11 protein-coding genes and 1 tRNA gene are annotated in these 19,623 nt (G+C 47.9%); 7 read left to right on the forward strand and 5 right to left on the reverse strand.

From position 1 onward, the window contains the following. Nucleotides 1-103 precede the first annotated feature (103 nt). The 3 genes from AC2VDX_RS02215 to AC2VDX_RS02225 all read left to right on the forward strand — a co-directional run bounded on the left by AC2VDX_RS02215 (nt 104) and on the right by AC2VDX_RS02225 (nt 3,963). A complete protein-coding gene (locus AC2VDX_RS02215) occupies nt 104-673 on the forward strand; it encodes a Uma2 family endonuclease (protein ID WP_378178754.1) in 570 nt (189 codons plus the stop codon). A 105-nt stretch (nt 674-778) separates the two neighbouring features. Then, on the forward strand, nt 779-3,784 hold the full coding sequence (gene uvrA, locus AC2VDX_RS02220) for an excinuclease ABC subunit UvrA (RefSeq protein ID WP_378178751.1): 3,006 nt from the start codon (nt 779-781) through the stop codon (nt 3,782-3,784). Further along, a complete protein-coding gene (locus tag AC2VDX_RS02225; RefSeq protein WP_378178748.1) occupies nt 3,781-3,963 on the forward strand; it encodes a hypothetical protein in 183 nt (60 codons plus the stop codon). The genes uvrA and AC2VDX_RS02225 overlap by 4 nt, the downstream gene beginning before the upstream one ends. A gap of 700 nt (nt 3,964-4,663) precedes the next feature. Here the strand turns inward: AC2VDX_RS02225 and AC2VDX_RS02230 are convergent. After that, a complete protein-coding gene (locus AC2VDX_RS02230) occupies nt 4,664-8,701 on the reverse strand; it encodes a PAS domain S-box protein (protein ID WP_378178745.1) in 4,038 nt (1,345 codons plus the stop codon). A 494-nt stretch (nt 8,702-9,195) separates the two neighbouring features. On the opposite strand from AC2VDX_RS02230, the gene alr reads away from it, so the two are divergent. Then, complete coding sequence (alr, locus tag AC2VDX_RS02235; protein WP_378178742.1) at nt 9,196-10,452, forward strand: alanine racemase; 1,257 nt, start codon at nt 9,196-9,198, stop codon at nt 10,450-10,452. 123 nt (nt 10,453-10,575) lie between these two features. Further along, on the forward strand, nt 10,576-11,364 hold the full coding sequence (locus AC2VDX_RS02240; protein ID WP_378178739.1) for a mechanosensitive ion channel family protein: 789 nt from the start codon (nt 10,576-10,578) through the stop codon (nt 11,362-11,364). Between the two features lie 29 nt (nt 11,365-11,393). Here AC2VDX_RS02240 and AC2VDX_RS02245 read toward each other — a convergent pair whose 3' ends face one another. After that, complete coding sequence (locus tag AC2VDX_RS02245; RefSeq protein WP_378178737.1) at nt 11,394-13,121, reverse strand: sensor histidine kinase; 1,728 nt, start codon at nt 13,119-13,121, stop codon at nt 11,394-11,396. Between the two features lie 489 nt (nt 13,122-13,610). Further along, on the reverse strand, nt 13,611-14,885 hold the full coding sequence (locus AC2VDX_RS02250; protein ID WP_378178734.1) for a glycosyltransferase family 4 protein: 1,275 nt from the start codon (nt 14,883-14,885) through the stop codon (nt 13,611-13,613). Between the two features lie 616 nt (nt 14,886-15,501). Between AC2VDX_RS02250 and AC2VDX_RS02255 the strand changes: the two genes are divergently transcribed. Both AC2VDX_RS02255 and AC2VDX_RS02260 read left to right on the forward strand, forming a co-directional pair. Next, nucleotides 15,502-15,593: transfer RNA gene (locus tag AC2VDX_RS02255), tRNA-Ser, on the forward strand. 195 nt (nt 15,594-15,788) lie between these two features. Next, nucleotides 15,789-17,159: an ABC transporter substrate-binding protein gene (locus AC2VDX_RS02260; protein WP_378178731.1), complete on the forward strand. Its 1,371-nt coding sequence runs from the start codon at nt 15,789-15,791 to the stop codon at nt 17,157-17,159. A gap of 168 nt (nt 17,160-17,327) precedes the next feature. On the opposite strand, the gene AC2VDX_RS02265 is transcribed toward AC2VDX_RS02260, so the two are convergent. After that, nucleotides 17,328-18,263 carry a hypothetical protein gene (locus AC2VDX_RS02265; protein WP_378178728.1) on the reverse strand — a complete coding sequence of 312 codons (936 nt, stop codon included), beginning with the start codon at nt 18,261-18,263 and terminating at the stop codon, nt 17,328-17,330. A gap of 386 nt (nt 18,264-18,649) precedes the next feature. After that, complete coding sequence (locus AC2VDX_RS02270) at nt 18,650-19,591, reverse strand: serine hydrolase (protein WP_378178722.1); 942 nt, start codon at nt 19,589-19,591, stop codon at nt 18,650-18,652. Nucleotides 19,592-19,623 lie beyond the last annotated feature (32 nt).

Below are 19,623 nucleotides of genomic sequence, written 5' to 3' on the forward strand. Positions count from 1 at the left end.
TGATGTCGCACGTAAGCAGGATGCGATCGCTATTTCTGTATCTGGTAATTCACCAAGTAGACGCGATCGCTAAAATGGAAGTATTCCACAAGAGCTATTAAATATGACTCTCAGCAAAAGCGATATCTACGTTTCCCCAGAAGACTATTTAGAAGGTGAGAAGATAAGTCCCATCAAGCACGAGTACAGACAAGGGGAAATTTATGCAATGGCAGGCGCAAGCGATGCCCATATAACTATTGCGGGAAATTTATTTGCGCTGCTGAGAAACCATGTTCGTGGTTCTGGCTACCGTGTATACATGGCAGAGATGAAAGCTCGGATTGAGCAAGCTAATATCTTTTATTATCCCGATGTGATGGTGACTTGTGATGAACGGGATAGAACTCCTGATGATTTCAAGCGCTACCCTTGCTTAATTGTCGAAGTGCTTTCTCCAACGACTGCGGCTTTTGATCGAGGTGAAAAATTTGCTGATTACCGAACATTAGAAACTCTCCGAGAATATGTATTAATCAATCAAGAAAGGGTAAGTCTAGAGTGTTTTCGCCGCAATGCTGAGGGGCGATGGGTTCTCTATCCCTACGGAGAAGGGGAAGAAGTTCACTTGGCTAGCGTTGATTTTAGGTGCGCGATCGCAGCCCTGTATGAAGATGTATTAGCGCTTAGTTGATAGGTTTAACCCGTTCGGTTAGCCATAAATTATTAATCGGCTAACTCATCAAGCGCAGCCCCTTGCCAGCGCTAAGATCGTTAAGCACTGTTTCGCTCTGCCCTCATGTCTGACCGTGTCAATCTTTCGGATGCTTTACCAACTGAGTCCTCAAACGGGCATCATTCCACGGGCGTAAATCAAAACAGCCAAAACGCGATTCGCATTCGCGGCGCTAGGCAGCACAACCTGAAGAATATCGATCTGGAACTGCCGCGCGATCGCTTAATTGTCTTTACTGGCGTCTCTGGTTCCGGCAAGTCTTCCCTCGCCTTTGATACCATCTTTGCAGAAGGACAGCGGCGCTACGTGGAGTCCCTGAGTGCCTACGCGCGGCAATTCTTAGGGCAGTTGGATAAGCCAGATGTGGATGCGATTGAGGGACTTAGTCCGGCAATTTCGATTGACCAAAAATCGACATCTCACAACCCCCGCTCAACGGTTGGCACGGTAACGGAGATTTACGACTATCTGCGGCTGCTGTTTGGACGCGCGGGTGAGCCTCACTGTCCCCTGTGCGATCGCTCGATTGCGCCTCAGACTATTGATGAAATGTGCGATCGCATCCTGGAACTGCCCAATGGCACCCGCTTCCAAATCTTAGCGCCTGTGGTGCGCGGCAAAAAGGGCGCCCATCAAAAATTGCTCTCCAGCCTGGTTTCTGAAGGATTTGCTCGCGTCAGAGTTGATGGAGAGGTGTTTCAACTGTCCGATTCTATTGAATTAGATAAAAATTATACACACACGATTGAAATTGTCGTTGACCGACTTATTAAGAAACCCGGTATTCAGGAGCGTCTAACCGATTCTCTCAGCACTTGTCTGCGTCATGCCAGTGGAATTGCGGTTATAGAGGTATTAAATGATACATCTAAACCTATAGAATTAGGCAGTATTAGTCTTACGGACACTAAGGAATCTACCACAAATCCAGAAAATGTACAAGAAAATTCTACAAATACTGATAATTCCTATCGGGAAAGCTCCAATGAATTAGTTTTTTCAGAAAACTTTGCTTGTCCAGAACATGGGGCGGTGATGGATGAACTTTCCCCGCGATTGTTCTCCTTTAATTCACCTTATGGTGCTTGTCCTCAGTGTCACGGATTGGGTAGTTTGCGGACATTTTCACCAGAGTTACTGGTGCCTTTTCCGGAGTCGCCGGTGTATGCTGCGATCGCGCCTTGGTCAGAAAAGGATAATTCCTACTATCTCTCCCTACTATACAATGTCGGACAAGCGTATGGTTTTGAAATCCAGACACCCTGGAATCAGCTAACAGCAGAACAGCAGCACATCATTATGCATGGTGCTGACAAATCAATTTGGAACGAAAGTCGAAATGATTTTAGACGCTACGCAGGTGTTATCGCTATACTCCAGAAGCAATATGATGAAACCAATTCGGAACTAATTAAACAAAAACTGGAGCAATATCTCGTCGAGCAACCTTGCGAAGTGTGTCAAGGGAAGCGATTGAAACCGGAAGCGCTGGCTGTGCGGTTGGGACAGTATCAGATTCGCGACTTGACGAGCGTTGATATTGGGGAAAGTCGGGAACGAATTAATAATTTGAAATTGAGCGATCGCCAGTTTCAAATAGGCGATTTGGTACTTAGAGAAATTAAAGCTAGGCTGCAATTTCTCCTTGATGTTGGCTTAGATTATCTTACGCTTGACCGTCCGGCAATGACACTTTCGGGTGGAGAAGCGCAACGAATTCGCCTCGCCACCCAAATTGGTTCGGGTTTAACCGGCGTCCTTTACGTGTTAGATGAACCGAGTATCGGACTGCATCAGCGAGATAATGGACGCTTGCTGCAAACTTTAATTAAACTCCGCGACTTGGGCAATACATTAATTGTGGTCGAGCATGATGAAGAAACTATTCGTGCTGCTGATCACATTGTTGATATTGGTCCTAGTGCGGGCATTCATGGCGGAAGAATTATTTCTCAAGGTGACTTAGAGACATTGTTAGCAGCAGAGGATTCGCTAACGGGTGCTTATTTGTCGGGACGGCAAGTGATTGAAACACCTGCACAGAGGAGAGATGGAAACGGGCGATCGCTAATTCTCAAAAATGCCTACCGCAACAACTTAAAAAATATAGATGTCGAAATTCCGCTGGGTAAACTTGTCTGCATCACCGGCGTTTCTGGTTCTGGCAAATCTACACTAATTAACGAATTACTTTACCCAGCCTTACAACACCACCTCACCCGCAAAGTTCCCTTCCCTAAACACTTGGAAGCAATCAAGGGATTGAACGCAATTGATAAAGCAATTGTCATTGACCAATCTCCAATTGGACGCACCCCTCGTTCTAATCCAGCTACTTATACTGGTATATTTGATGCGATTCGAGATGTGTTTTCCCAAACTATAGAAGCCAAAGCGAGAGGGTACAAACCGGGGCAATTTTCTTTCAACGTTAAAGGTGGACGCTGCGAAGCTTGTGGCGGACAAGGCGTGAATGTGATTGAGATGAATTTCCTGCCAGATGTCTACGTGCAGTGCGAAGTTTGTAAAGGCGATCGCTACAATCGAGAAACTCTACAAGTCAAGTATAAAAGCAAATCTATTTCCGATGTTCTCAACATGACCGTAGAAGAAGCTTTGGAATTTTTTAAAAATATCCCTAAAGCGGCAACACGGTTGCAAACTTTAGTAGATGTGGGACTCGGTTATATCCGTTTAGGACAAACTGCACCCACTCTCTCTGGTGGTGAAGCGCAACGAGTGAAGTTAGCCTCTGAACTCTCTCGTCGTGCTACAGGTAAGACGCTTTATTTAATCGATGAACCGACAACGGGTTTATCTTTTTACGATGTCCACAAGTTGCTAGATGTGTTGCAAAGATTGGTGGATAAAGGAAATTCAATTTTAGTAATCGAACACAATTTAGATGTAATTCGCAGCGGTGATTGGGTAATCGATTTGGGACCCGAAGGGGGTAATAAAGGTGGAGAGTTAATTGCGGTGGGAACGCCAGAAAAAGTGGCGGAGAATCCGAAGTCTTATACCGGGCAATATTTGAAACAAGTATTGCAGCAGCATCCCCCAAAATGACCATTTTTAATCCGTCAACCTACCAGCCGCAATCCCGCGATACCAGTCCAGAAATTGACAGATTTTTAATGCTGGCTTTTCGCCAGATGCCTGCTTGGAAAAAAGCGCATTTGCTCAATGAAGCAACGAAAGGAATTCAGCAATGGGCTTTGATAGCTAAAAATCCAAAACTTGCGTAGTAGCGCGTCTAGCCTAATTTGTTGAGTAAAGCAACGCCTATAGCAATCCTAAGTGATTTCTAAAATTCTCTTCTTTCTCTCTCTTGGCGTTCTTGGCGTTCTTGGCGGTTCGTCAAAAAAATATATTACAAATCAAATAGGATTGCTATATAATGCTTGCAAATTTTGATGAGAGCGAATTTCCTCAACTCAGCATTTTAGCCTAGACGCGCTAGTAGGTTGGGTTGAGGCAACGTTACCCAACACACATAAACAATGGTTGGGTTTCACTTGCATCGTCGATTCCCTATCGACTTGCTTGTACAGCACTAAACCCAACACACATAAACAATGGTTGGGTTTCACTGTCGTTCAACCATTCCCTACAACTTGCTAATCTCAATAGTACCGATATCTAAAGCTTGATTTTGGCTATTTGAGTCAGTGGGCGCAGACGCTAGGATTAGAAGATTTGATGGCAACAGCACTGGGGGAAGCGGGACTCAATGAGAACCCATTATTATTCTAATTGCCGATTAATTTTTAACGAACCGCCAAGAACGCAGAGGACGCAGAGGGAAGAGAAGCTAGAAAATGTCTAAGTCTCACTAAAAATACAAGACTTGCGTAGGGAATGGTTGAGGCAACGTTACTCAAGACACATATATAATTGTTGGGTTTCACTGTCGTTCAACCATTCCCTACAACTTGCTGATGGGAGTTAAATTTTTCTACTTTTTCTGCCAGTCAGAAGATAAGTCGTCATCTCGCCTTTGCCTTTGACATGGATGATACCGCGTTCCTCAAAAATATATTGATCTCGTAATCGCTCATAGGTAGTGGCAGTGATTTGAATTCGACCGGCAAGACCGTGGGATTCCATCCGAGAAGCTGTATTTACCGTGTCGCCCCACAGATCGTAGATAAACTTTTTGATACCAATAACGCCAGCAACCACAGGTCCTGTACTAATGCCGACTCGAATCTGAAAATTTTTCGCATTTTTTAGGTTAAATAGCGCGATCGCATCTTGCATATCCAGCGCCATTTCGGCTATAGCCTGGGCATGATCGCTGCGGGGCATTGGCAGACCGCCGACAACCATATAGGCATCCCCAATCGTCTTAATTTTCTCCAACCCATGCAGTTCGGACAGTCGATCGAAAGCCGAAAATATCTTGTTGAGCAATTCGACAAGTTCGGTGGGTGATGTATCGGCAGAAAGTTGGGTAAAGCCAACAATATCAGCAAACAAAACGGTGACTTCGGCAAAACTATCGGCAATTGTGCTTTCCTGAAGTTTCAATCGCTCGGCAATGGGGGCGGGTAAGATATTGAGCAGCAGTAGTTCCGATTGTTCCTGTTGATAGCGCAGTGCTTCTTCTGCTACCTTGCGATTCGTAATATCTTGGACAGTGCCTTCGTAGTAAAGGATTCTACCTTGAGAATTCTTAACCATGCGTGCGGTTTCCAAAATCCAGATAGTGCTGCCGTCCTGGCGGTAAATTTGAGACTCAAACCGGGATACAGAATCGTACTTTTGCATGGCAGCAATAAATTCCGCACGTCGGTTTGGGTCAACGTAAAGTTGCCGCTCAACGTTTGTTACATTGGCGATTAATTCTTCCGGGGAAGAGTAGCCATAAAGATGTGCTAGGGCAGGATTCCCACTGAGGAAGCGCCCATCCGGTGTGGTTTGAAAAATGCCTTCAACTGCGTTTTCAAAGATGCTGCGATATCTTTCTTCGGCTTGCCGCAGTGCGCCTTCCACTTGCTTGCGCTCGGTAATGTCGCGGGAATTAACAACGATGCCTGCCACGAATGGATCGGCTAGCAAATTGCTCCCAGTTGATTCTAGAAAGCACCAGGAGCCATCTTTTCGGGGAAAACGATATTCGATGCAAAAAACAGCCTGAGGGTTGTTAAGAGCCTGATGGAAAGCCTCTAAAACGCGGCGACGATCCTCTGAGTGAATCATGCCCAAAGTGTGTACGCCAGTCAATTCTTCTGGTTGGTAGCCCAAAATACTGACAATCGAAGGACTTTGATAGCGGGTAATGCCATCTGCATCATAAATAGCGATCAGATCCGAACTGTTGAGAATCAGAGAGCGAAATTTCGCTTCACTGCTAGCGAGGGCAGCTTCTGCTTGTTTGCGATCGCTCGCTTCCATTGCCAAAGCAGCCATATACGCTAAATAAGCCGCAAAGTTCTGATCCTCCAGCGCCCACTGCCTTGGCGTACCGATGTGTTCCAGACAAAGCACCCCCATCGTTCGTCCACCCACCCGAATTGGGACATCCAACATTGAGGCAATGCCTAAAGGAGTTAAATAAGCAGCGGAAAACTCCTTTGTCCGAGGATCGCTATGGGCATCAGAAGCCGCGATCGCGCGTTCCTCTTCTAGCGCTTGGAAATATCCCGGATAGTCAACTGCGTGCAGCTCTATGCCCCTGCTATGGCGCTCCTGAGTGAGTTCGTACAAGTCAACGCAGACCAATTTTGGATTCGGGTTTTGGGATGTTGCAGCCGGTTCATTGCCATCAACGATTTCTTGTCTATAAAGCCATATACTGGCTCGTTCGACGCCCAGCGTGTTCGTGGCTGTCTCGGTAATCTCCCGCCATGCCGCGCTCAAATCGCCCGTGTATAAAGCCTGACACGTCGCTAATTCCATCAGCGCCCGCTGCTGTCTGCGGAGTCGAGTCTCGCTTTCTTGGAGTGTCGCTTCCGTCTGCTTGCGCTGAATGACGGAACCCAGCTGAGCCGCAACGCCCGATACTAGCTCCACCAGCCGCCGATCTTCTTCCTGGCTGTCGAAACTGAAGAAAACCAGAACAGCCAGCACTGGTGACTGCTGTAGGGGCACGCCAGTGCTGTGCCCCTCCTGAATCGGCAGGGGGCACGATTTCCAAAACGTTGCCGCAATAATCGGAATGGCGAAACTTGCTTTCAATCCGCTTTCTTGGGCAATTGCGGCACGCTCAAAAACGGCTTGTGGCTGAATTGAAACATCATCAATCCACTCTGGCTGCTGCGATGACCAAACTCGTCCCGGCAATCCGTTCCCGAAAGCAAAAGTTAGCTTCTGGCTACAGTGTCTGAATTTCTTCAAGGCGGGGGATACCTCATCCTTACCGCCATACCAACCCCGGCTGCATTCGAGAAAGTCACTTGCTGGGTGGGGAATCCAAGCTTCCCCAAAACTCCAGCCGATTGTCTCGCATACCTTGCCCAGCGTGACTTGCAAAGCTGAGTGAAAATCAGAGGAATCCGCGATCGCTTGCGTGGTTGTCTGCAACAGAAGAATTTCTTCTTGCGCTTGTTTGCGAACGACTTCGTCGCGCTTCGCTTCGCTAATATCCCGAACTACGCCACACACCACCTCTCTGCCACCATAAGAAATCGGGTTGGCACTCACTTCTACATCCACCAGCGTTCCATCTTTACGCCGGTAGCGCCGTTCGCCCAAGTAGTGTTGTTTGTTGGCTAAGATTTGCTCAATATTAAAGTCAACGCTGTCTCGCTCGTGGGGGACGAGATCGTAAAGTGTCAGTTGTAAAATTTCTGCATGGCTGTAACCCAGCAGGCGCTTAAAGGCAGTATTGGCTTCCAGAATTTGAGAAGATCGAGCATCAATTAGAACAATTCCTTCCGAAGCTTGCTCAACCACAGCGCTGTGACGTTCTTCACTTTCAAGGCGATCGCGTCCAGATTTTTCCAACGCTTCTAGCATCCCATTAATCGTCAGTGCCAAGCTGGACAATTCATCCTTTCCTTGACTTGATACCCGCAGCGAAAGATCGCCACTCGCGCCAATTTTCCGAACTCCTGCGCTCAAAGCTGCCAATCGAGACAGCACCAATTGCTCTACCAGCAGCAGCGTCACTCCGCCAAATACCACTCCCGCCACCAACAGACACAAAATCAGATAGCCTTGGCGAATCTTTCCTTGCTTGTAGATTTCTCTGGGGACATCCACCCGCAACAGCAAAGCCGGATTGCCATAAATGTCTTTAATCTGAGCATATCCAGAAATCGTATCTTCGTTGCGCGATCGCACTATAATCGGGCGTTGTTCCGACAAAGCAGAACGCACGGCTTGGAAGTCTTTAGGCATTTGAGGATCGTTCATCCCGTACATCGTCACGGGCAAACGGTTAATTCTTGCCAACTTCTGAATCGTCTCATCATCTACATAACGCCCAAAGATCAAAGTTCCCCGGATAGAACCTTTGCTATTTGAAGGCAAAATCGGCTGCGAACTAATCAGCATTGCCCCTTCCGGAACCAGGATGATTCCCGACAAAATGCGATGAGAATTGGGACGCTCTAAAAGCCGGTCGTTGAGAGCAAGGTGTTCTTTGAGGACTGGTGGAATCGGTGTTTTTTTCTGGTTTTTCAGATCGAACCCAGTCCCAAAGACAATTTCACCGCTGTTATTGATATACAGCACCAAATTGATCTGCAAGTTGTAGAGCGATTCTGGAGCTAGATTCGACTCCCTATAGGCTTGGTTTGGATTCTTAATAAAGTTGTAGGTGTCATCCCACGCCGACCAATCGCGAAATCTGGAACTAAAGTCATCGCCAGTTTGGGCAAAAACATTCAGAACTGCCTTAACCAACTGACGGGTATTTTGTTCCTCAGCCTGCTTGAGGCTCCGCAACAAAATGGTGGAAGAGGTAGCATATAGCACCCCTACCAGACCGACGAGTGTCGCGCCAATGACCATTAGTGTCTTCGTTCGCAGTCTCATGCTTTAGTGCTGAGTCCGTCCTATAAAGGCGGGTTGACCCGTTCGTGCTAAGTGTTGAGAGCGGAAAATGTCAAATTATCTTCTTCAATGTTCCTCGTAAACTCAGCATTCAGCACTATTTCTGCCAAAATATACCTCCAGACGTTTGACGAAAAGCGGGATCTTCAGATTATCGCGTCAACAAGCTGTGTTGGAGAAGCACCCGGAATGGCGAAAACCCCCGACACCCAAACACGAGGAAAGGCTAGGGGTGAATGCCAACATCCTAGCTGCCTTGCGAACGACAGCCACAATCTGTAATTAATAACACCGAGAGACTACTTGACGATCCGGACGCGATCGCTCACTCTAAGTTGTTAACTGTAGGACTTCCCCTAGGGTTTTCTCTAAACGCGACCGATGAAAGCTAGAGCTAGATATACCAATAGTCTAGTAATGGCTTGAAGGCGTAAGTCCTAAACTAACAGGTGTGAGTGAGTGAGGAGTGAGTCTAAATGCTAAGTTGGGAGCCGACTCCTGTAGGGATGCCTTCCTCTGGGTACCCCAATATTACCCAAATACGGCGAGAAAATTTTACGGATACGCTCAAGGAACGGGCTTGGGTGGAAATTGATTTAGCCGCTTTAGCTCATAATGTGCGGCAGCTGAGGCGTTTTCTCTCGCCAAAAACGGCACTGATGGCGGTGGTGAAGGCGGATGCTTATGGTCATGGTGCGATTACGGTTGCCGAGGTTGCTTGCCAAGCGGGTGCAAGTTGGCTGGGTGTTGCTACGATTCCAGAGGGAATTCAACTGCGAGAAGCCGGGATTCAGGCACCGATTTTGATTTTAGGTGCCAGTAATACACCAGAACAAGTGCGAGCGATCGCTCACTGGAATTTGCAGCCGACTATCTGTACCCCTCAGCAAGCTTTGGTCTTTTCCGAGACACTGGGGCAAGCACAAGGCATTGCCCCTACTCGTTCTTTGTCGGTTCATGTAAAATTAGATACCGGAATGTCTCGCCTAGGCACTCCCTGGCAGCAAGCAGCGGAGTTGGTCGCCTTGGTGCAGCGATTGCCCCAGCTCAAAATTGCCAGTATCTACTCTCATCTGGCAACGGCTGATAGTCCAGATCCGACGGTGATGAGACAGCAGCGAGACAGATTTGAGGAAGCGATCGCTCTCATCAAAACCACAGGAATGACGCCTCCCCGTCTGCACCTAGCAAACTCAGCCGCCGCTTTAAGCGACTTAAGCTTACACTACGACATGGTGCGAGTGGGTTTAGCAACCTACGGTCTTTACCCCGCGCCCCATCTAAAGCCTGCCATCAATCTCAAACCCGTCATGCAAGTAAAAGCACGGGTGACGCAAGTAAAAAATATTTCAGCCGGTACGGGCGTCAGCTACGGACATCAGTTCGTCGCCAGTCGGGATATGCGCCTCGCCGCGATCGCCATTGGCTACGCAGACGGGGTTCCCCGCAACCTCTCCAACAAAATGCAAGTTTTGCTCCGAGGTCAGCCGGTGCCGCAAATCGGCGCAATTACAATGGATCAGCTGATGCTGGATGTCAGCGCCATCCCCGATTTACAAACTGGCGAAGTCGTCACTCTGCTGGGGAAAGAAGGTAACGTCCAAATTTCTGCTGATGACTGGGCGGCGACTTTAGGCACCATTTCCTGGGAAATTCTCTGCGGCTTCAAGCATCGTCTACCTCGCGTGGCAGTCGGTCAACCCCTGGAATCAGAACAGATTACACCGTCTTGAAGCAAGTTGATAACTTGCAAGTCTTTCCTTCTAGATGCAGGGGCACGCCACTGCCGTACCCCTACTCAGAATAAGAATAGTGGCAGACAAAAATTCATTTTCTCTGGTAAAAAACGATTGACAATGGATATTATTTCTATTGAAGCTGCATCCCAGTTATGGAACTACCTGATTGGTCAAGCGTATTTTAAGATTCTACAGAACCTTCTCTGGGCGGCTACGATTCTGCTCCTCACCCGATTAGCCGTAGGTTGGGTGGGGGGTCTTACCCGCAAAGCGCTGGGTCGCACAGAGCCAACCTTACGCAAGTTCCTGATTCAGGTAGCCGAGATTTTCACGCTGGTAGTCGGGATGGTTGCCGTTCTCAACAGGTTGGGAATAGAGACAACCAGCGTCGTCGCGGTAGTGGGGGCTGCTGGTTTAGCAATAGGTTTAGCGTTGCAGAATACCCTATCTCACTTTGCCGCCGGTGTGATGCTCATTAGTTTGCGCCCGTTTGAGGTAGGCGATTTTATTGAAGGGGCGGGGGCTGCTGGGGTGGTGGATACTATCGGCATTTTCTCTACCACGCTGGTAACGCGAGACAACGTAGTGATTACAGTGCCGAATGGGCAATTATTTAGCGGGACGCTGAAAAATACCACCGTACTAGGCAAGCGACGAGTAGATTTAGAGATTGATATTAGCGATCGCCCGATCGAACCGACTATCACCCTACTTTTGTCCCTGATTCAACCCCATCCCTTAGTTTTGGAAGATCCAAAAACTACTTGTCACGTTGCCTCCATCTCAGCAACCGGAACAATTTTATATCTGCGTCCTTGGTGTGCCGCTGAAGCCTACGATCACGTCCGTTCCGAAGTGCAACAGCTGGTGAAAGAAGCACTGCGAGAACCAGAATTGTCGCTGTAGTTTTCCGCCTACTCCTGAAGGATGCGGCATTATCCTTGATCCTTCATGTTCATTCTGTTCGCGTGTATCGGGAGTTCAATCCAAAACTCTGTTCCTCGTTCTGGTTCAGACAGACACTTCAGTACCCCACCATGCTTCTCAACGATCATCTGGTAGCTGATCGACAGTCCGATTCCCGTGCCCTTGCCTACAGGCTTTGTCGTGAAAAATGGATCGAATATCTTTGCCCTAATCTCTTCTGGTATGCCAGAACCATTATCAGCAATGCGAATCACTACATGAGATCGGTCAGAAGAAAGGCTAGTGCAGATGCGAATACAAGCATTGTCAGTTGGTAGAGACGCGATGAATTGCGTCTCTATGTCAGTTGTTTTTTCACTAACTGCTGACAGCTTACCATTGACCATTGACGACTCTAGAGCATCCACCGCATTGCTCAAAATATTCATAAACACCTGATTCAGAGGGCCAGCGTAGCACTGAACGGGTGGAAGGACGCCGTACTCTTTAATCACTTCAATACCAGAATTCTGCGCTGTAGCCTTGAGTCGATGCTGTAGGATTAATAGCGTGCTGTTAATCCCTTCGTGGATGTCAACTCGCTTCATCTCGGATTCATCCAACCGGGAGAAGTTCCGCAACGACAAAACAATTTGATGGATACGGTCAGTACCCACTTTCATAGAACTCAGAGTCTTCGGTAAATCTTCTGTGAGAAAGTTCAAATCAATCGCTTCTGCTTTTTTTTGAATCTCGCTATCGGGATGGGGATATTGCTTTTTGTAGAAGGCTAGCAAATCGAGGAGATCCCGAACATAGTCACTAACATAGGGCAGGTTGCCGTGAATAAAGTTGACAGGATTGTTAATTTCATGGGCGACACCGGCAACCAATTGACCCAAACTCGACATTTTTTCGCTCTGAATGAGTTGGGCTTGAGTATTTCGCAACGTCTTGAGGGTTTGCAGAAGTCGTTGATTACTGCGGCGGAGTGCCTCCTCTACTCGCCGACGCTTGCTGATAGTACGTTCTAATTTAGCCAGATTAATCCGTAACTCCATCTGGCTGACCACCTGCCGCCCTAACGCCCGCAGTGCTTCCATCTGTTCTGGGGTGAGATGACGTGGAACCCGATCAATCGCGCAGAGGGTGCCGATAGCATAGCCATCAGCACTCACCAAGGGGGTGCCAGCATAAAACCGGATATGAGGGTCAGAGGTCACTAGCGGGTTGCTGGCAAACCGCTCATCTTCTAAGGCATTGGGTACAATCAGCAAGTCATCTGGTTGCAGAATGGCATGGGCGCAGAATGCCACGTCTCTTGGCGTTTGGGTTGCTTCCACCCCGACTTTTGATTTGAACCACTGCCGATTAGCATCGACGAGGCTGACTATAGCAACGGGAGTGCCGCAAATATGGGCTGCCAGAGCCGTCAAATCGTCAAATGCCTCTTCAGGAGGAGTATCAAGAATCTTGTAGCGATTTAGCGCTTTGAGCCTATCTGCCTCATTGAGGGGTAAGGGTGGGCTGTTCCTGACTTCTTCTGTCGGTATCGATGGGGTGAGGTTGATTCGATTCAATCCAGAATCGATTGAGGCGTCTTGTCGCAGTGGCTGACGACTTAACTGGCGACGCCTTCTTCTAAAAAGACGACCGTAAATGCCTTGAATAGCGTTCAAAAGAAGGTTCCATGCTGTTTGAAATAGCCGTTTCACGCTGGTATTCTGCACGCTTGAGTTAGGGTCATCATAGGTCATTAATACCCTTTCTCTAATTGATTGCAGGGTATAGGAAGGTAGGGCACACGACCGTGCGCTTTTGCAAAGTTGCAAGCACAAAGTGAATTGGTATCAATTTCATTATCTGTTACTGTGTATTACTTGAGGCTAACACCATTTTAGATTGAGGATTTTGGATGGGAAAACGGAACTTATAATCAGATTGTAAAAATTTAAATTAAGTACATATAAAACAAGATAATACAACTCAGACCAGTCATTTTATTTCTTCCATCACTAATAAATTGCAACCAATCCACTCCAAATCCGGATAGTTTGAGAGTGATAAAAACTCAAATCGTTGCTTGCAAAAAGGGAATTGCTATAAGCAATTATGTAGAATGATTTTTCTTTGAAAAGAAGTATAAAGTAAAAAAAGCCTTGTAGTTGTACCAACATTACTGGTACAACTAGAAGACTTTGTGGTTACTTGGTAGGGTACCCGCAGGACAAACTGCTGGGTAAAATTTAGGCGCTGACTTGACCGACGAGTTCGGGTGCAGCTTCTTTCACTATTAGATGAGTGTAAAGGTCACTCAGTTGAGACGCCACGCCATCCCAACTAAACATTTTCTCTACCCGCACTCTTGCATTCTTACCTAACTGGTTGCCCCATTCTGGGTTGGCGAGGATACGGTCAATCGCAGCGGCAAACGCGGCGTCATCTTTCGGGGGTGCCAGTAAACCAGTTTCTTCGGGGACGACGGTGAACTGGAGTCCGCCGACATCGCTGGCAACCACGGGCGTTCCAGAAGCCATTGCTTCAATCGCCACTAAGCCGAAGGGTTCGTAATGACTGGGTACGACACAAACATCAGCGGCGGCGTAGTAAACTGGCAGGGTTTCGTCACCCAACCGTCCGGGGAAGGTGGTGATGTCTTGCAGTCCCAGTTCGCCTACAATTTTTTCGATGCGATCGCGCTCTTTACCGTCACTTTGACCGGGACGAGAACCACCCCCGATAAATAGCTTCAGGTTCCCCTGCTGGCGCATCTGGGACTTGCCAACGGCGCGAACTAGCGTTTCAATCCCCTTGCGCTGGTCAAATCGTCCCACGTAGAAGACCACTTGGGTGTCGGAGTCGATTCCCAGTTGCTGTCGTGCTGCTTCGCGGGTGACGGAACCAAACTTGTGAATATCGGTGCCGCAGGGGATGATGTCGATGCTGCCTTTTGCAGAAACCAGCGATCGCATATGTTCTTTTTCCTGCGGACTGGTGGCGACAATCCGTTCCGCTGTCTCTAGAACCTTTCTTTCTATCTCTAGCCGCGTGGTAGCAATCAAGGGTATCGTCGAAACCGACTTATATTTAACTGCTCCCAAAGAGTGGTAAGTATGAATTTGCTTGATGGGTTGAACTTTCTTCAGCTCCATTCCCACCCAAGATGAGAGCCAGTAATTTGTGTGTACTACAGAATATTCGATGCCTTCTTGCTGCTGAAACTTGAGCAGCTGTTCAACAAACACTGGTAGATACTCAAACAAATGGTCTCTGGGGACAAACTCTTCAGGACCAGCCGTTAACCGAATCGTTCGACAATTAGAACTGTGTTGAACAATCGTGGGTTGATCGCGACTAACTTTGCGGGTAAACATATCTACCTGCCACCCCTGTTGAGCAAGTGCCTCACCCACCTGACGTACATAAACGTTTTGACCGCCAGCCTCTTCTTTACCGATTTCAATTGCTGGATCTCCGTGGACGGAAATCAGAGCAATGTGCTGGTTGTTTGTGGAAAGCATAATATTTTATCAGTTTTGTAACTTAACAACGTCCAGGGCGAAGCGGGGGTTGACCATTCTACTCAGTTGCCTCTTCAGCCCACGCGAACTTAAGGAATCTTTACTTGCTTTGATCATAGGATAAGCTTCGCTGTTGATGATGAACATCAACTACTGGAGAGAACCTACTACCCGACAATATTCAACCTTCCGAGGGACGATAGGGTATTATTTGGTGTCATCGCCTCCTCCTAAAGAAGGAAAATTTTAAGTCAAAGGGCATATAAATGACCTCCTTAGCGAATGGATTCCCATTTTTCCGTCCTCCAATAGTCAGGGAAGTGAGGATTTCTAGACTTAATCGTGTAACGCGGGAATATTTAAATCGTCCAACCTTTACGGAAACTGGGTTGTAAAAGATTATTTGATTTCTTTGCCAGCTATGAAGAATTTACTAATAAGTAATTATACTTAGGAACGGGAAACAAGCAAAGAGTCGCAACGGGGAGGATGAATTATGGATTTCCCTCCAACTGCGAAGACTCACGCGGAATGACCAGGCATCGAAAAAAAGAAAATTTTTTTTGACAGCAGCTTCGATTCATTAATATCTGGTATTATGTATATTCGTCACCTAGGAGAGGTGGCTGAGTGGTCGAAAGCGACAGATTGCTAATCTGTTGTACGGTTGGTAACTCCGTACCGAGGGTTCGAATCCCTCCCTCTCCGTTTTAAAAGCATACAAAAGAGGCAAGAGGGGAAGCCCAACAGCTAAAACCAGACGCCTCACTCTTCACACCTCAGAGCGATCGCTTCTGCTGCTAGCTAAAATGCTGGCAGAAGCGATCGCTGTATTCTTAAACAACTGAGATCAATTAAAATATTTGATTTCAATCGTGGACTGTTGAAGAGTTAAACACGCAAATGAGCAGACCCGCTTCAGCCAGAAGTATCAAACCGAGTTGGGCTCGCGCCCTAGCAATTACCACCTTAGCGACAAGTTTTCTAACCGCTGCTTGCCAAAACACTTCTCAACCAACGGCAAGTAATAACACGCCAACCAGTAGCCCCACCCAGACAACAGCATCTACCCCAGCCACCAGCGGTTCCGGACTCAAGATTGGCTCACTGCTGCCTACCACCGGCGACCTATCTTCTGTGGGACAACCCCTACCAGATGCCATCCGTTTGTTAGTAGACACCGTCAACAAGTGTGGCGGCGTCAATAATCAGCCAGTCACATTTATTCCTGAAGATGACCAAACCGATCCCAACGCTGGCACCGCAGGAATGACCAAACTAACGGAAGTAGACAGAGTTGCTGGCGTCGTCGGTTCCTTTGCCAGCAGCGTCTCTAGTGCCGCCGTGCCTGTCGCTGTCCGCAACAAGGTGATGTTTATCTCACCGGGTAGTACCAGCCCTGTCTTTACCGAACGAGCCAAAAAAGGAGAATTTCAAGGTTATTGGGCGCGAACGGCTCCCCCCGATACCTATCAAGCTCAGGCTTTAGCAAAACTAGCAACAGACAAAGGGTTTAAGCGCGTTTCCACTGTCGTCATCAACAACGACTATGGAGTTGGCTTTGAACGAGAATTTGTGCAAGCCTTCAAAAAATTAGGAGGCACTATTGTCAACGAAGGCAAGCCAACTCGTTATGACCCCAAAGCCGCCACTTTTGAAAGCGAAGCAGCAGCAGCATTTAATGGCAAACCGGACGCCGTAGCAGCGGTTGTCTACGCCGAAACCGGCAGCTTGTTCTTGAAATCTGCCTACGAACAAGGTCTAAGTAAAGGCGTCCAGGTGATGCTGACAGATGGTGCCTATTCCCAGGACTTTCCAGAGCAGGTCGGCAAAACCAGTGATGGCAAGTTTATATTAGCTGGGGCAATCGGCACGGTTCCCGGTGCCAATGGACCAGCGCTGGCTGAATTCACCAAGATTTGGAAAGAGAAAACCGGAAGGGGATTGAGCGCCTATGTCCCTCACGCCTGGGATGCTGCCGCTTTGATGGTACTAGCAGCCGAAAACGCTAAGTTAAATACCGGCGAAGGCATTAAAAGTAAGCTTCGTGATGTCGCCAATGCCCCAGGCAAAGAAGTGAGCGATGTTTGTCAAGCGCTAGAACTGGTGCGTAAGGGTGAGGAGATTAACTACCAGGGAGCTAGCGGTAACGTGGATATTGATGCAAACGGCGATGTGGTCGGTAGCTACGATGTCTGGGCGGTGGAACCCACTGGTGAGTTGGCAGTGACAGGCAAAGTCAGCCCCCAAGTAGAAGTAACCAATAAAAAGTAAAAAAGTTAGGACTTACGCAACTTGCGCGACATCTGAGGGCAACCACAGGGGGATTGAACCGACAAGAACGCTATATGTATAAGCTTTGCGTAAGTCCTGAAAGTAAAAAGGCAACAGGAGAAACCAAAATTTTCTCTGTTGCCTTTTGGCTTTTACTTTATACTTTCTCTAGAAGCCAGGGAAGGTGTAACCCACACCCAGGATTAATCCCACCGGCACGTCATCGCTTTGAAAGCCGACATTTAGAGCTGCTGTTGCTGTAAATTGCCGTGTCAAAGGCACATCGACGCCACCCGTAACCAGGAAACCAATGTCGCTGTCATCACCCGTGGAAATCGTTACACCGCCACCAACGTAAGGGGCGAATCTGACGGGTTCAAACGGATCTGATTGTCGGATGTTAAAGTCGTAAGTCACTGGAATCAGAAAGGTCGTATCGTCACCTAGTAGCACGGAAGGGCGTAAAGACAACGTATTGGTTAGACCAATTTTGCTGATTACTGCGAAGCTACCATCGCCCAAAGCGTTATCACCCCCGAAACCAATATTGAAGCCAACCCCGACGTAGCTTCGACCCGCACGAGTGGCTCGACCGAGTTCGATGTCGGTTTGAGCAACCTCAGAGTCATTGGGTAAGTTTGGAGTTTCAGAAGTTGGTTGCTGAGGTGGCGCGGCGAGAGCGGCGGCAGAAGTGGTTACGCCGGGAAACGGTTGCGTAGCAGTACCATCAGTTTCTGCCAAGGAGGAAGGTTCTGGTGCCGCAGGCTTGGCGCTTTCTTCAGTCAGGGTTGCATCTTGATACTCAGAGAGGTTGACCGGCTGTTGGTTCACATTATATTGTGGTGATGCCGGGACAGTTGATTGGGTAATCGGTGTGACACCTGCTGGCTTGACAACTGGGTTGACAACTGGCATACCCATTACCGTTGGCTCAGTTATCGCCTCAGATGCGGCAGGTTCTGAACTCTGAACGACCGCAGGAGTCTTTTGGTCAATGACTGTGGCAGTGGGCGTTTGGCCCCTAGCTGACAAGCCACCGCTGAGAACCGTCAGTGCCGTCAGACCCAGCAAGAAAGAAACACGCTTAGAAAAGATTGTATTCACGGTCACTCCTCAAAAATTTCCTCAAAAATTTACGAAAGCCAACCTTAATTGCCTATTCTCTCGGAAATTATATTTCCCTGTGGTCAATTTAGGAAATTTTAAAAGATTTTGCTACCCACCAAGGAAGGATTATTAGCTGGAAGTGGCTAGTATTCGACGAAATTGATGTTGACAGGTGAAATGTAAGAAAGAGGGTGAGAGAGTGACAAGAGAGATTTTTATTCACGGTTCCTCAGACTTTATCTCATCAGTAGCGATCGCAATTTCTAGACGTGGATGCTTGGGATGCGACCTATTGCTCACTTTGATGACGAAGAAACCCTTTTTATTGTAAAAAAGGGTTTCTTCGTCATTGATCGAGATCGCTTCTGTAACCGGGGATTGCACTAGGTAAGGCTGTCCATTGCCGCTACGACTTTCTGGGAAACAAAGGGTAGAATCGCTTTGTTTTTACTATTTGCTTTGCCTTCGGTGAACGCAATCAACAGATAAGGTTGCCGTGATGGTAGCTCGATATAAGCGGCGTCGTGACGAACTTGGTTCGTCCAACCGGCTTTAGACCACAATTGGGCGTTTGCAGGCAGTCCGGCACCTAAGAAACCCCTAACCTGATTTTCCTCGTCGGAGGCTTCATCGTCTTCTGGATGGAGGCTGCGTTTCATCAGTCCCATCATTGCTTGCGATCGCCCGGATGAAACAGCGACGCCCCCGACAATGCTATGTAGCAGCCTCGCCGTGGCATTGGTCGTCACCATATTGCGGTTTTCCCGCATCTCCCCTAAGAATGCCCGCTCTCGCCCATAGGGGCCGTCACCCCAAGGTTTTTGATTGACATTGATGGTTTCCATCTCTGTCCAGCCGAGGGATTGAAAGTAGCGATTCACGATATTGCGCTGCAACTGCCAGGTTTCAAATGGCCCTGGTGGCAACTCCGGGCCGCTAGTGGTGCCAGTCAACACATCCACCACTAAACTGGTGGCATCGTTGCTGGAATCAATAATCATGTCGCGGATGGCTCGCTCTAGCTCAGAGGAAGTCTGGAGCATATTTTGTTCTAGCCACTCTTGTACGGCGGCGAGATAAAACAGTTTAACGATGCTGGCAGGAAATATTCGCTCGACACCGCGATAGCTAAAGCCCCGGACTGGATATTTCCAGAATTCCTCTGAGCTGAGGGCACCGCCGGTATTGACGGGCACTGGGGGATCGTAGACTACCCAGGTTAAGGCAATTTGGTTGCGGGCTAATCCCGGAAATTCTGCCCAAGTTGCTTCTAAAATGCGATCGCCTAGTTTTTCTAGTTGTTCGTCTTTGTGAAAAAATGTCATTTTTATCAGTTGTTATCAGTTGTCAGTTATCA

The organism is Coleofasciculus sp. H7-1 (genome assembly GCF_057473865.1).

What these genes read in the sequence shown, in the direction of transcription:
- AC2VDX_RS02215 (WP_378178754.1), top strand. Translation starts at nt 104, where the DNA reads ATGACTCTCAGCAAAAGCGATATCTACGTTTCCCCAGAAGACTATTTA.
- AC2VDX_RS02270 (WP_378178722.1), bottom strand. Translation starts at nt 19,591, where the DNA reads ATGACATTTTTTCACAAAGACGAACAACTAGAAAAACTAGGCGATCGC.
- AC2VDX_RS02230 (WP_378178745.1), bottom strand. Translation starts at nt 8,701, where the DNA reads ATGAGACTGCGAACGAAGACACTAATGGTCATTGGCGCGACACTCGTC.
- AC2VDX_RS02240 (WP_378178739.1), top strand. Translation starts at nt 10,576, where the DNA reads ATGGATATTATTTCTATTGAAGCTGCATCCCAGTTATGGAACTACCTG.
- alr (WP_378178742.1), top strand. Translation starts at nt 9,196, where the DNA reads ATGCTAAGTTGGGAGCCGACTCCTGTAGGGATGCCTTCCTCTGGGTAC.
- AC2VDX_RS02260 (WP_378178731.1), top strand. Translation starts at nt 15,789, where the DNA reads ATGAGCAGACCCGCTTCAGCCAGAAGTATCAAACCGAGTTGGGCTCGC.
- AC2VDX_RS02250 (WP_378178734.1), bottom strand. Translation starts at nt 14,885, where the DNA reads ATGCTTTCCACAAACAACCAGCACATTGCTCTGATTTCCGTCCACGGA.
- AC2VDX_RS02245 (WP_378178737.1), bottom strand. Translation starts at nt 13,121, where the DNA reads ATGACCTATGATGACCCTAACTCAAGCGTGCAGAATACCAGCGTGAAA.
- AC2VDX_RS02225 (WP_378178748.1), top strand. Translation starts at nt 3,781, where the DNA reads ATGACCATTTTTAATCCGTCAACCTACCAGCCGCAATCCCGCGATACC.
- uvrA (WP_378178751.1), top strand. Translation starts at nt 779, where the DNA reads ATGTCTGACCGTGTCAATCTTTCGGATGCTTTACCAACTGAGTCCTCA.